Origin of the sequence: Williamsia herbipolensis, assembly GCF_000964005.1 — a bacterium.
Classification (GTDB): domain Bacteria; phylum Actinomycetota; class Actinomycetes; order Mycobacteriales; family Mycobacteriaceae; genus Williamsia_A; species Williamsia_A herbipolensis.
Window position 1 is genome coordinate 44,061 of record NZ_JXYP01000018.1, and the last position, 12,035, is coordinate 56,095.

At 68.6% G+C, this 12,035-nt stretch carries 13 protein-coding genes; 11 read left to right on the forward strand and 2 right to left on the reverse strand.

The features are described from left to right. Nucleotides 1-53 precede the first annotated feature (53 nt). From TU34_RS08835 to TU34_RS08850, 3 genes are all read left to right on the forward strand, one after another. On the forward strand, nt 54-674 hold the full coding sequence (locus tag TU34_RS08835; protein WP_045822509.1) for a TIGR03085 family metal-binding protein: 621 nt from the start codon (nt 54-56) through the stop codon (nt 672-674). 124 nt (nt 675-798) lie between these two features. Next, the gene (locus TU34_RS08845; protein ID WP_150116466.1) at nt 799-3,768 is read left to right on the forward strand and encodes a DNA translocase FtsK; all 2,970 of its coding nucleotides are present in this window, start codon (nt 799-801) and stop codon (nt 3,766-3,768) included. 240 nt (nt 3,769-4,008) lie between these two features. Further along, a complete protein-coding gene (locus TU34_RS08850) occupies nt 4,009-5,013 on the forward strand; it encodes a TerC family protein (RefSeq protein WP_045822511.1) in 1,005 nt (334 codons plus the stop codon). Between the two features lie 98 nt (nt 5,014-5,111). Here TU34_RS08850 and TU34_RS08855 read toward each other — a convergent pair whose 3' ends face one another. Both TU34_RS08855 and TU34_RS08860 read right to left on the reverse strand, forming a co-directional pair. After that, nucleotides 5,112-5,396, reverse strand: a complete 285-nt coding sequence (locus TU34_RS08855; RefSeq protein WP_045822512.1) for a YciI family protein — start codon at nt 5,394-5,396, stop codon at nt 5,112-5,114. Nucleotides 5,397-5,431: 35 nt separating this feature from the next. Continuing rightward, nucleotides 5,432-5,977: an amino-acid N-acetyltransferase gene (locus TU34_RS08860; protein WP_045822513.1), complete on the reverse strand. Its 546-nt coding sequence runs from the start codon at nt 5,975-5,977 to the stop codon at nt 5,432-5,434. Nucleotides 5,978-6,194: 217 nt separating this feature from the next. On the opposite strand from TU34_RS08860, the gene pgsA reads away from it, so the two are divergent. The 8 genes from pgsA (at nt 6,195) to TU34_RS08900 (ending at nt 12,034) form a co-directional block, all read left to right on the forward strand. Beyond that, nucleotides 6,195-6,794 (forward strand): CDP-diacylglycerol--glycerol-3-phosphate 3-phosphatidyltransferase, encoded by a 600-nt coding sequence (gene pgsA / locus TU34_RS08865; RefSeq protein WP_203225431.1) that lies wholly within the window; start codon nt 6,195-6,197, stop codon nt 6,792-6,794. A 171-nt stretch (nt 6,795-6,965) separates the two neighbouring features. Then, nucleotides 6,966-7,298 carry a helix-turn-helix domain-containing protein gene (locus tag TU34_RS08870; RefSeq protein ID WP_045822514.1) on the forward strand — a complete coding sequence of 111 codons (333 nt, stop codon included), beginning with the start codon at nt 6,966-6,968 and terminating at the stop codon, nt 7,296-7,298. 136 nt (nt 7,299-7,434) lie between these two features. Beyond that, nucleotides 7,435-8,238 carry a PspA/IM30 family protein gene (locus TU34_RS08875; protein ID WP_045822515.1) on the forward strand — a complete coding sequence of 268 codons (804 nt, stop codon included), beginning with the start codon at nt 7,435-7,437 and terminating at the stop codon, nt 8,236-8,238. A 171-nt stretch (nt 8,239-8,409) separates the two neighbouring features. After that, complete coding sequence (locus TU34_RS08880; protein ID WP_045822620.1) at nt 8,410-8,592, forward strand: hypothetical protein; 183 nt, start codon at nt 8,410-8,412, stop codon at nt 8,590-8,592. 42 nt (nt 8,593-8,634) lie between these two features. Continuing rightward, nucleotides 8,635-9,843: a glycosyltransferase gene (locus tag TU34_RS08885; RefSeq protein WP_045822516.1), complete on the forward strand. Its 1,209-nt coding sequence runs from the start codon at nt 8,635-8,637 to the stop codon at nt 9,841-9,843. A gap of 11 nt (nt 9,844-9,854) precedes the next feature. Next, nucleotides 9,855-10,049: a DUF3046 domain-containing protein gene (locus TU34_RS08890; protein ID WP_045822517.1), complete on the forward strand. Its 195-nt coding sequence runs from the start codon at nt 9,855-9,857 to the stop codon at nt 10,047-10,049. A gap of 322 nt (nt 10,050-10,371) precedes the next feature. Continuing rightward, complete coding sequence (gene recA, locus TU34_RS08895; protein WP_045822518.1) at nt 10,372-11,412, forward strand: recombinase RecA; 1,041 nt, start codon at nt 10,372-10,374, stop codon at nt 11,410-11,412. Further along, nucleotides 11,381-12,034, forward strand: coding sequence for a regulatory protein RecX (locus TU34_RS08900; protein WP_082080059.1), 654 nt, complete (start codon nt 11,381-11,383; stop codon nt 12,032-12,034). The genes recA and TU34_RS08900 overlap by 32 nt, the downstream gene beginning before the upstream one ends. Nucleotide 12,035 lies beyond the last annotated feature (1 nt).

The window sequence follows — 12,035 nt, forward strand, 5'->3', positions numbered from 1 at the left end:
CGCCCCGGTAGCGCCGGGTCCGCGGGTGTCGCCGGAGTCGATAGGCTCTGTCGATGACCGCTGCACGCACCGAACGCACCGCCCTGGCCGAGACACTGCGTTCGGTCGGGCCTGACGCCCCGACCCTCTGCGACGGGTGGACGGCGCGTGACCTGACCGCTCACATGGTGGTCCGCGAGGCGCGTCTCGACGCGTCCGCGGGCATCGTGATCCCGCCGTTGGCCGGCTACACCGAGCATGTGCAGAACTCCTACGCGCGCCGCGACTACGGCCGGCTCGTCGACCAGTTCGCCTCCGGGCCGCCGTGGTACTCGCCGTTCGCGGTGCTCGACCGGTTCGCCAACCCGGCGGAGTTCTTCGTCCACCACGAGGACGTCCGTCGTGCGTCGCCGGGGTGGACGCCCCGAGTACTCGACCCCGCGCTCGAGTCGGCGCTGATGGCGCCCCTCAAGATGATCGGCAAGAAGGGCCTGCGCTCGGCAGGAGCGCGGGTCGCGCTGACGACCGGCGACGGGGCGACGGTGCTGACCGCGGGGTCGGGTCCGTCGGTCACGGTCACCGGTGACCTGGGAGATCTGGTCCTGTTCGTCTTCGGCCGCGACCAACTCGACCTGGCCTTCGACGGCGATCCGGACGCGGTCGCAGCGGTGAAGGCGGCCGAGCGCGGCCTCTGACGCTGCCCCGAGCGACGTCCGTTCGGCTCCGTCACCACGGGCTCGGTCACGATAGAGACACGCCTTCGGTGGGACCGGTGAGGTGCACGAGGCTTATGGGGTTGATGCGGTTTATGGTGAGCGCATGAGCTCCAAGTCCACGGCCCGGGGTTCCCGCGCGGCCGCGAAGCGCACCTCGTCGGGTTCCTCGACGCGTCGAGCTGCGGCGACGTCGTCCGCGACGACCCGCACGCCTGCCCGTAGCGGAGCCGCGAAGAAGTCCGGAAGCGCCAGGAAGTCCGGTGGCACCAAGGCCGGGGGCGGTACGACCCGGTCGTCGACCAAGTCCGCGGCCGCGGGGCGTGGCGCGGGCGCCCGGTCCACCACGTCGGGTCGCGGCTCGACGCGGTCGACGGCCACCACGCGGTCGCGCTCGACCGCGGCCACCAGGGCCACCGTGGCGGAGGAGACCGCCGAGCACGGTTCGGTGGTCCGTGCGATCGGTCGGGGAGTGGGCACCAGTTGGGTCCTGCTCGCCCGCGGTGTGGGTGGACTCGCCCGCGTCGGGTCGGGCACGTCACGCGGGCACGAGGACCGCTACGCCGACGAGATGTATCCCGACGACCTGGGTCCGGAGCGTTTCGACCCGGATCGCACCTACGCGGACGACCACTTCGCCGACGATCTCGCCGACGACGGTTATACCGACGACCACCACCCCGACGACGTCGACGGGTTCGACGACACGCCCGTCCGCCGTTCGCGCCGTGAGTCGCCGGCCCCGTTCGATCGGTCGTCGGAGGAGGGACGCCGCAGAGATGGTGCCGCCCTCGCGCTCGTGGCCGTCGCGATCCTGGTCGCCGTCGGTGTCTGGTTCCACGCTGCCGGACCGATCGGCGCCTTCATCGACACCGCCGTGCGCTCCGTCGTCGGCGGGGCGGCCGTCGTCGTTCCCGTCCTGGCCATGGCCGTCGCCGTCCGACTCATGCGGCGTGGGCCCGATCCGCGCAGCCGCGGGCGCAACATCGCCGCCTGCGCGCTCATCGGCCTGCCCGTGCTCGGGATCTGGCATCTCGTCGCCGGTGCCCCCGTGAAGTTCGACGGCCGCCTCGACGCGGGCGGCTTCCTGGGATTCGCCGCGGCCGGCCCGCTCACGACCGGGCTCACCGCCTGGGTGTCGGTGCCGATCCTGGTGATCTGCATCGTCGCCGGGATCCTGCTCGCCGTCCGCATGACGGTGCGTGAGGTCGTCGCGCTCGCATCGGACTACTTCGGGGTGGGGCACGGGACGCGTCACGACGCCCACGATCCGGCCGAGTTCGACGAGATGCCGGACGAGTGGGACGACCCGCAACACGTGGCGGGTCGTGGCGGTGACCCGTGGGAGAACTACCCGCCCGACGACATCGAGGACGTCCCGGCACCGACGACGCGTCTGCGGCGACCCACCGGGGTCACCGCCGGTGAGGCGCTGACCGAGCCGCTCATCACCGACGCCGACCCGGCCGAGGCCCTAGCGACACGCCCCACCGAGGTGGTCGCGAAACCGCGCCGTGCCGCCGTACCGAAGAAGGCGCCGCCGGCCCCGGCACCGGTGGCCGAGGACTTCACCGAACTCGTCGAGCGCACCGTGGAGGGTGACTACCGCCTGCCCCCGGCGTCGCTGCTGATCGACGGCGACCCGCCGAAGATGGGCAGCGCCTCCAACGACGACATGATCGACCGCATCACCGCGGTGCTCGAGCAGTTCAAGATCGACGCCGCCGTCACCGGTTTCACCCGTGGGCCGACGGTCACGCGCTACGAGGTCGAACTCGGCCCGGGCGTGAAGGTGGAGAAGATCACCGCGCTGGCCCGCAACATCGCCTACGCCGCGGCGACCGACAACGTGCGACTGCTCGCACCGATCCCCGGCAAGTCCGCGGTGGGTATCGAGGTGCCCAACTCCGACCGCGAGATGGTGCGCCTCGCCGACGTGCTCAAGTCACCGAGCACGCGGAAGGACTCCCACCCGTTGGTGATCGGGCTCGGCAAGGACATCGAGGGCGACTTCGTCAGCGCCAACCTCGCCAAGATGCCGCACCTCCTGGTGGCCGGTTCCACCGGCTCGGGCAAGTCGAGTTTCGTGAACTCGATGCTGGTGTCGCTGCTGACCCGCGCGACGCCCGACGACGTGCGGATGATCCTCATCGACCCCAAGATGGTGGAACTCACTCCGTACGAGGGCATCCCGCACCTCATCACCCCCATCATCACCGAGCCGAAGAAGGCCGCGGCCGCTCTCGCGTGGCTGGTGGAGGAGATGGAGCAGCGCTACCAGGACATGAAGGCGTCGCGGGTCCGGCACATCGACGACTTCAACGCGAAGGTGCGTTCCGGGGAGATCAGCACCCCGCTGGGATCCGAGCGCGTGTACCGGCCCTACCCGTACATCCTCGCCATCGTCGACGAGCTCGCCGACCTGATGATGACCGCGCCGAAGGACGTCGAGGACGCCATCGTGCGCATCACGCAGAAGGCGCGAGCGGCAGGGATCCACCTGGTGTTGGCGACGCAGCGACCGTCGGTCGACGTCGTGACCGGTCTGATCAAGACCAACGTGCCCTCGCGGCTCGCGTTCGCGACGTCGTCCCTCACCGACTCGCGGGTCATCCTCGATCAGCCCGGCGCCGAGAAGTTGATCGGTATGGGTGACGGACTGTTCATCCCGATGGGCTCGAATCGACCGATCCGCATGCAGGGCGCGTTCATCACCGACGAGGAGATCTCCGCGGTCGTCGAGTTCGCCAAGGAACAGGGCGATCCGCAGTACCAGGAGGGGGTCACCGCCCAGAAGGTGTCGGACTCCAAGGACATCGACGGCGACATCGGTGGCGATCTCGACGATCTGCTGCAGGCCATCGAGCTCGTGGTGAGCAGTCAGTTCGGGTCGACGTCGATGCTGCAGCGCAAGCTGCGCGTCGGGTTCGCCAAGGCCGGGCGACTCATGGATCTGATGGAGACCCGAGGCGTCGTCGGACCGAGCGAGGGCTCCAAGGCGCGGGAGGTCCTGGTGAAGCCCGAAGACCTCGCCGGCGTGATCGCCTCGATCAACGGCGCGACGGTCGGTGACTGAATTGCCCGGAACCTGAACTCGCTGACCTGCGACTATGGCGAGCCCCCCACGGCAAAGGTAAAGTAAATTTTGCTTTCGAGGGGAGTATCCCTGTCGCGGCGATCTCGTCAATACGTTCGTCACCGAGCCGGTGCCATCACCGGGTTCGTGTGGCGTTCCGGGACGTCGGCCGTGTGGTCATCCACACGGCGGGAGAGACCTCTGGCACCCGTGTTCGGTTAGCTGGAGGTTTACGAGTACATGAACGTGTCCGCGACAACCTGGATCATCACGCTCGTGGTGATCCTGGGGTTGTTCATCTTCGACTTCTTCGCCCACGTCCGTACCCCGCACGCCCCGTCGCTCAAGGAGTCCGGGGCCTGGTCGGCGGTCTACATCACCATCGCCCTCATCTTCGGCGGCTACGTCTGGTGGCAGTGGGGCGGCACCTACGGCGGCGAGTACTACGCCGGCTTCATCACCGAGAAGGCGCTGTCGGTCGACAACCTCTTCGTCTTCGTCATCATCATGGCGAAGTTCGCCGTTCCCCGTGAGTACCAACAGAAGGTGCTGCTGCTCGGCATCGTGATGGCCCTGGTGATGCGCGGTGGCTTCATCGCGGTCGGTGCCGCGGCGATCAACGCCTACAGCTGGGTGTTCTACCTGTTCGGCGCCTTCCTGATCTACACCGCCGTCAAGCTCATCCGCGAGGCCACGGCCTCGGAGGAGGCCGACGACGACGAAGACAGCGCGATCATGAAGTTCGTCAAGAAGTACCTGCGCACCACCGACGAGTACAACGGCGACAAGCTGTTCACCAAGGCCAACGGCAAGCGCCTCGCGACACCGATGCTCATGGTGCTCATCGTCATCGGCTTCACCGACGTGCTGTTCGCCCTCGACTCGATCCCCGCCATCTACGGCCTCACCACCGAGCCGTACATCGTGTTCACCGCGAACGCCTTCGCTCTGATGGGTCTGCGTCAGCTGTTCTTCCTGCTCGACGGCCTGCTCGACCGCCTCGTGTACCTCTCGTGGGGTCTGTCGATCATCCTCGGCTTCATCGGTGTGAAGCTCGTGCTGCATGCGCTGCACGAGAACACGCTGCCGTTCCTCAACGGCGGCGAGCACATCAAGGTCCCCGAGATCTCGACCGGCCTGTCGCTGAGCATCATCGTCGGCGTCCTGGTGGTCACGACGGTGGCCAGCCTCATCAAGGCGAAGTCGAACGACAAGAAGGAGCAGGACTCGATACCGAGCGCCTGACCTGCACCCAGCACGTCGCGGACCCCGCCCACCCACCCGGTGGTGCGGGGTTCGCCCGTATCAGGCCGACGCGCCGGTCTCAGTCGGACTCGCCGGTCTCAGTCAGACAGGGGCCCGAACAGGGGCTTCCACTCCGTGATCCGGGTCGCGGTGATGGCGTCCACCGCGTGGAAGGGGTCGTCGGCGAGGATGGCCGTCAATGCGTCGGCGTCGTCGGCGCGGAAGATCAGGAGGGCTCCGCTGCCGTCGGGGTAGGGGCCCGTCTCGAGCACCACCCCGGTGTCGACGAGGCCCTTGAGCCACTCGCGGTGCGACGCCCGGTGGGTGTCGCGGGTGTCGGAGGTGGCGTCGACGTAGGTGTACTCGACGGCGAAGACGGTCATGGTGTGCGCTCCTGGACCTGTGGTGGGTGGGGATGTCAGCGCAGTGAGGCCAACATGCGGGTGTTGCCCAGGGTGTTGGGCTTGACGTAGCTCAGGTCGAGGAATTCGGCGACACCGGCGTCGTACGACCGGCACATCTCCTCGTAGACCTCGGCGGTGACCGGCGTCCCGTCGATCTCGGCGAAACCGTGTCGGGCGAAGAAGTGGGTCTCGAACGTCAGCACGAACACGCGGGTCAGTTGGAGGTCGCGTGCGACGTCCATGAGTCGGCCGACCAGGCGATGTCCGATGCCGTGTCCCGCCCACGCCGGGTCGACGGCCACCGTGCGGACCTCACCCAGATCGGCCCAGAGCACGTGCAGCGCACCGCATCCCACCACCTCGCCGTCGATCTCGGCGACCCAGAACTCCTGCACCGCCTCGTACAGGGTCACGAGGTTCTTCTCGAGGAGGATGCGTCCGGCGTACATGTCGATGACCGCTTTGATGCGCGGGACGTCGGAGGTCCGGGCCCGCCGGATCGTCACCGGCACGGCATCGGTGACGCCCCCGGTGTCGGCGGACCCCTCGGCGGCTGCCATGGGGAAACAGTAGTACGACGGCCCCGGGGCGGTCGTCGTCGCGGGGCACCGCGACACGCGTTCGACGTGCTCGCGTGACCTGCGCTCGGGACGCGGCCGTGTGACGGATATCGTCATGGGCGTGGGTGATCCAGGACGCACCGATGATCGGCGCCGCGGCGTCGTCGGACGAGCTGCGGCAGAGGATTCGCCGGTGGCCGAACGGCTGCGCAACTCCATGAAGCCGGTGGCCGACGATCCGATCGCCGACCCGGTCAGCAACGTCCCGGTCGTCAACATCGCCAACATCCTCACGGTGTTCCGCATCGTGCTCGTGCCGGTGTTCCTCGCGGCGCTCTTCGCCGGCGACGGCCACGAATCGGGCTGGCGGATCGCCGCGTGGGCCGTGTTCGCTATCGCGGCGATCACCGACCGCTACGACGGCCGCATCGCACGCAACCGCGGTCTGATCACCGACTTCGGCAAGATGGCCGATCCGATCGCCGACAAGGCCCTGATCGGTTCGGCCCTGATCGGTCTGTCCCTCCTGGGCGACCTGCCGTGGTGGATCACCGCGGTGATCATCGCCCGCGAGGTCGGCGTCACCCTGCTGCGGTTCTGGGTGATCCGGCACGGGGTCATCCCGGCCAGTCGCGGCGGCAAGCTCAAGACGCTGCTGCAGGTCATCGCGATCGGCCTCTACATCCTTCCCCTGCCCGGCGCGGTGCACTGGGTCGCGGTCGCGGTGATGGTCACCGCCATCGTCGCGACCATCGTCACCGGCCTCGACTACGTCTGGCGCGCACTCCAGTTGCGATCGGCCGGCCGCCGCGCATAGGGGTCACGGCTCCTCCGGTGTCACCCCCGACGGGTGACGGCGCGCGGTCGCACATCCGACCGGCGGTGTCGTCGGACGTCGATTAGGGTCGTCGGAACGGCCGGTGCGAGCGAATCGGGAACTTCCACGGGGTGTGATCGCGTTGTACGTCAGTAAGTGAGGAGGACTCCAATGGCAGCACTACTTCGTGAGGCTCTCGGTGGCAGTCTGCGGCGGGTCCGGACGGATCAGGGTCGTACGTTGCGAGAGGTCTCGACCGACGCGCGGGTGAGCCTGGGCTACCTGTCCGAGATCGAGCGTGGACAGAAGGAGGCATCGAGCGAGTTGCTCTCGGCCATCTGCCACGCCCTCGATGTCGAGGTCGCCGACCTCCTCCTCGATGTCAGCACCGCGATGCGTCGTCGCACCACCATCGCCGAGGACACCAAGGTCGTCATCCCGCCGCCCGCCGACTCCACCGGCGCCGGGCGCGCCCGGGGCACCTCCGCCCTGTCGGCAGCCTGACCCGCACCACCCGCCGAGGCGGACGTCGCCCCCTGAGGTGACGTCAACGGCTAGATTGGTGTCCACCGCACGGTCGGAATCCTCGTGAGATCGGCCGGGCAGGACATCACGCACGAGCACCGACGACAGGGGAAAGATGCCGAACCCATTCGTGAAGGCCTGGCGTTACATGATGGCCGCGGGCAACGCCACGATCGATGAACGTGCCGACCCCAAGATCCAGATCCAGCAGGCCATCGAGGACGCACAGCGTCAGCACCAGGCGTTGTCGCAGCAGGCCGCCGCGGTGATCGGCAATCAGCGCCAGCTGGAGATGAAGCTCAACCGTCAGCTCGAGGACGTCGAGAAGCTCAACGCCAACACCCGTCAGGCCCTGACGCTGGCCGACCAGGCCGCGTCCCACGGCGACTCCGCCAAGGCAGGGGAGTACACCAACGCCGCCGAGGCCTTCGCCGCCCAGCTCGTCACCGCCGAGCAGGGTGTCGAGGACCTCAAGACGTTGCACGACCAGTCGCTGCAGGCGGCGGCCCAGGCCAAGCAGGCCGTCGAGCAGAACTCGATGATGTTGCAGCAGAAGCTCGCCGAACGCACCAAGCTGCTGAGCCAGCTCGAGCAGGCGAAGATGCAGGAGCAGGTCAGCTCGTCGCTGCAGCAGATGAGCGAACTCTCGGCGCCGGGCAACACCCCCAATCTCGAGCAGGTGCGCGAGAAGATCGAGCGCCGCTACGCCACCGCCCTCGGCTCGGCGGAGCTCTCGCGCAACACCGTCGGCGGTCGCATGATGGAGGTCCAGCAGGCCTCGGTGCAGATGGCCGGACATTCACGACTCGAGCAGATCCGTGCCGGCATGAAGAACGACGCCCTGCCCGGTGGAGCCTCGTCGAACCCGGCCATCGACCCGGCAACCCCCGATCTGAACAAGCGTCCCGAGCAGTCCTGACCTCCGGGTTGCCGGTGCCCTGAGATCCCCGTCTCCGGCGTCGGGGTCATCCCGGATCTTTCCCCCGACTCCATCGTGAAGGGGTGACTCGGACCCGTGGTGACCGGCACTGTCGAGGGTGACGGGCCGGCACACCGATCGGCCCGGACATCCGATGGAGAGGTGCGGGACATGTGGTGGAAGATTGCGGTGGCGATCGTCGTGGTGTGGTTGGCCTTCGGGTTGATCGTGGCGCTCGTGAAAGGCGTGGCGGCGCTGGCCGTCCTCGGCCTCCTGGCACTGGGTGCCATGACGGTGGTCAAGTGGTTCAGCCGATCCGGACAGCCCTCGGCCGACCTGCCCGCCGACCGCTAGGCAGGCGCGACGACCGACGGACCGACAGCGAGGAGCCTTCACGTGCGGATCGCGGTCGTCGCGGGACCCGATGCAGGACATGCGATCCCGGCGATCGCGCTGGCCGAGAGACTGTCGGCCGCGGGTGACGAGGTCATCGTCTTCACCGGCACGCGGTGGGCCGACATCCGTGCCGCGCGCGCCGATGGGCTCCCGCCCGTCGCGATCGCGGAACTGCCCGGGCTCGACCTGGTCGACAGCGACGGCGACGACACCGATGCCGGTGCGCGCCTGAGTGTGCGGGCGGCGCGGATGACCACTGCGCTCACCCCGCTTCTCGAGGCGCAGAGCGTCGACCTGGTGGTGTGCGACGTCATCACCGTCTGCGGCGGATGGTCGGCGCAACTGCTGGGACTGCCCTGGATCGAACTGTCGCCGCACCCGCTCTACGAACCGTCGCGCGGACTGCCGCCGATCGGCAGCGGGCTGGCACCGGGAACCGGTTTGGGCGGACGCGTGCGTGACACGCTGATGCGCGCGGCCACCGCGCGGTCGCGCCGGCTCGGCGAACGCCAACGGGCGGTGGCGCGGGAGTCGGTCGGTCTCCCGGGCGACGACCCGGGCCCCGGTGCCCGTCTGGTCGCCACGCTGCCGGCGCTGGAGGTGCCGCGACCCGACTGGCCCGACAACGCCCACGTCGTCGGTCCGCTCCTGTGGGAACCGACCGATCTCACCACCGAACCGCCCGCCGGCGACGGCCCGCTCGTCGTCGTGGCACCCTCCACGGCCCACACCGGTGTCGCCGACCTCCTCGAGACCGCGCTCGAGGCGCTCGATCCGGAGGCGACCGGTCGACCCCTACGACTGGTCGTATCCGCGCTCGCCGAGCCGTCGATCCCGTTGCCCGACTGGGCGATCGCCACGACCGGTCGCCAGGACGCACTGCTGGCGGCGGCGTCGGTGGCGATCTGCGGGGGAGGCCACGGGATGCTCGCCAAATGTCTCACCGCGGGGGTGCCGGTGGTCACCGTCCCGGGTGGCGGCGACCAGTGGGAACTCGCCAACCGGGCCCAGCGGGCCGGTGTCGGTGTCTGCGTGCGGCCGCTGACCCCCGCGACGCTGCGCAGCGCCGTCGCGCAGGTTCTCGACGTCCCGACGATCCGCGCCGCCGCCCGCGCGGCCGGTGCGTCCGGTGACCTCACCGATCCGGTCGCGGTGTGTCGTGCCGTGGTCGGTGCGCACCGGGACGACCCGGCGGGGGATCGTCGCTAGGCTGGTCGACGATGCGTCTGACCGAGTTCACCGAATTGATGGAGACCGAGTTCGGCTCCACCGCCGCGTACTCCATGCTGCGAGACCACGTGTTCCCCGAGTTCGGTGGGCGCAACGGCGCCGACGCCGTCGATGCGGGATACGACCCGAAACAGGTGTGGCAGGCCTACTGCCGCGATTTCGACGTCCCCCGCGACCGCTGGTGACGTGTCACCCGATCTGACAGTGACGTGTCACCCGATCCGACAGTGACGTGTCACCCGATCCGATGGTGACCCGTCGTCCGATCCGGCGGCGTGTCGGCGTGGCGAATCCGCGCATCGAACAGATGTTCGTCTAGTCTGGACCCTGTTCGACTACGCGAGGCGATCCCGATCGGGTGGATCGGTCCACAGATGACGTCGGTGCACAGAGTGGCACGCACGATCGATGTCGTTGTCGGTGGTCCCGCCTAGCGTGGCGCACACCGAGGACACCGGCCTGTCGACACGTACAGAATCGGCCTCCCAGAGACACAGGAGAACCCCCATGGCAGCAGCACCGCAGGATCGCGAGAAGGCGCTCGACCTCGCACTCGCGCAGATCGACAAGAACTTCGGCAAGGGCTCGGTGATGCGCCTGGGCGACGAGGTGCGTGCACCGATCGAGGTGATCCCCACCGGGTCGATCGCACTCGATGTCGCGCTGGGCATCGGCGGTCTGCCCCGCGGCCGCGTCGTCGAGATCTACGGCCCGGAATCCTCGGGTAAGACCACCGTGGCCCTGCATGCGGTCGCCAACGCACAGGCCAACGGTGGCATCGCGGCCTTCATCGACGCCGAGCACGCGCTCGACCCCGATTACGCACAGAAGCTCGGTGTCGACACCGATGCGCTGCTGGTGTCGCAGCCCGACACCGGTGAGCAGGCCCTCGAGATCGCCGACATGCTGATCCGTTCCGGTGCGCTCGACATCCTGGTCGTCGACTCGGTGGCCGCCCTGGTGCCCCGTGCGGAGATCGAGGGCGAGATGGGCGACAGTCACGTCGGCCTGCAGGCCCGTCTGATGAGCCAGGCGCTGCGCAAGATCACCGGTGCCATGAGCAACTCGGGCACCACGGTCATCTTCATCAACCAGCTCCGCGAGAAGATCGGTGTGATGTTCGGCTCGCCCGAGACCACCACCGGCGGTAAGGCTCTCAAGTTCTACGCCTCGATCCGCCTCGACATCCGCCGCATCGAGACCCTGAAGGACGGCACCGACGCGGTGGGCAACCGCACCCGCGTGAAGGTCGTCAAGAACAAGGTGTCGCCGCCGTTCAAGCAGGCCGAGTTCGACATCCTCTACGGTCACGGCATCAGCAAGGAGGGCTCGCTGATCGACCTCGGCGTCAACGAGGGCTTCATCCGCAAGTCCGGATCGTGGTTCACCTACGAGGGTGATCAGCTCGGCCAGGGCAAGGAGAACGCCCGCAAGTTCCTGCTCGAGAATATCGACGTGCGCGACGAGATCGAGAAGAAGATCAAGGAGAAGCTCGGCATCGGTGCTGTCCTGACCGATGACGTGGCGCCTGCGCCCGTTGACTTCTGATCGGTCTCACGACTCCCGAACGGGGGAGGATGTCCGGGCGCGCCTGCAGGGTGCGACCCGCGAGATCCTCTCCCGTTCGTCGTCGGCCCCTGCCCGTCCCGAGAAGCAGTCGCCGACACGCGGTGGGTCGCGGCCCGAGGCGACCGCCTACGACAGTGCTCTGAGACTGCTCGGGGTGCGCGCGCGGAGCCGGTCGGAGTTGCGAACCCGACTGCTGGGCAAGGAGTTCGAGCCCGCCGAGGTCGACTCGGTTCTCGACCGGCTCGCCGCCGTCGGCCTCGTCGACGATGCGGACTTCGCCCTGCAGTGGGTTCGGGCACGACACGAGCACAGCGGCCGCGGTCGTACCGCCCTGCGGCACGAGCTGCGTACGAAGGGCGTCGATCCCGCCGTCGCGGAGGCCGCGCTGGCCACGATCGATGCCGACGACGAACGTTCGCGTGCGGCCGATCTCGTCGCGCGCAAGGTCAGTGGCTGGACCTCTGATGTCATCGCCGACCGTGACGACCGCGACCGGCGGACCCGTCGCCTCGTCGCCATGCTCGCGCGCCGGGGCTACGGGTCGTCGGACGCCTTCGAGATCGTTCGCACCGCGCTTGACGACCTCCCGGACCCCGACTGAC

Excerpts from the sequence above, each read along its gene's own strand:
- TU34_RS08835 (WP_045822509.1), top strand. The coding sequence starts at position 54 with ATGACCGCTGCACGCACCGAACGCACCGCCCTGGCCGAGACACTGCGT.
- TU34_RS08845 (WP_150116466.1), top strand. The coding sequence starts at position 799 with ATGAGCTCCAAGTCCACGGCCCGGGGTTCCCGCGCGGCCGCGAAGCGC.
- TU34_RS08850 (WP_045822511.1), top strand. The coding sequence starts at position 4,009 with ATGAACGTGTCCGCGACAACCTGGATCATCACGCTCGTGGTGATCCTG.
- TU34_RS08855 (WP_045822512.1), bottom strand. The coding sequence starts at position 5,396 with ATGACCGTCTTCGCCGTCGAGTACACCTACGTCGACGCCACCTCCGAC.
- TU34_RS08860 (WP_045822513.1), bottom strand. The coding sequence starts at position 5,977 with ATGGCAGCCGCCGAGGGGTCCGCCGACACCGGGGGCGTCACCGATGCC.
- pgsA (WP_203225431.1), top strand. The coding sequence starts at position 6,195 with ATGAAGCCGGTGGCCGACGATCCGATCGCCGACCCGGTCAGCAACGTC.
- TU34_RS08870 (WP_045822514.1), top strand. The coding sequence starts at position 6,966 with ATGGCAGCACTACTTCGTGAGGCTCTCGGTGGCAGTCTGCGGCGGGTC.
- TU34_RS08875 (WP_045822515.1), top strand. The coding sequence starts at position 7,435 with ATGCCGAACCCATTCGTGAAGGCCTGGCGTTACATGATGGCCGCGGGC.
- TU34_RS08880 (WP_045822620.1), top strand. The coding sequence starts at position 8,410 with ATGTGGTGGAAGATTGCGGTGGCGATCGTCGTGGTGTGGTTGGCCTTC.
- TU34_RS08890 (WP_045822517.1), top strand. The coding sequence starts at position 9,855 with ATGCGTCTGACCGAGTTCACCGAATTGATGGAGACCGAGTTCGGCTCC.
- recA (WP_045822518.1), top strand. The coding sequence starts at position 10,372 with ATGGCAGCAGCACCGCAGGATCGCGAGAAGGCGCTCGACCTCGCACTC.
- TU34_RS08900 (WP_082080059.1), top strand. The coding sequence starts at position 11,381 with ATGACGTGGCGCCTGCGCCCGTTGACTTCTGATCGGTCTCACGACTCC.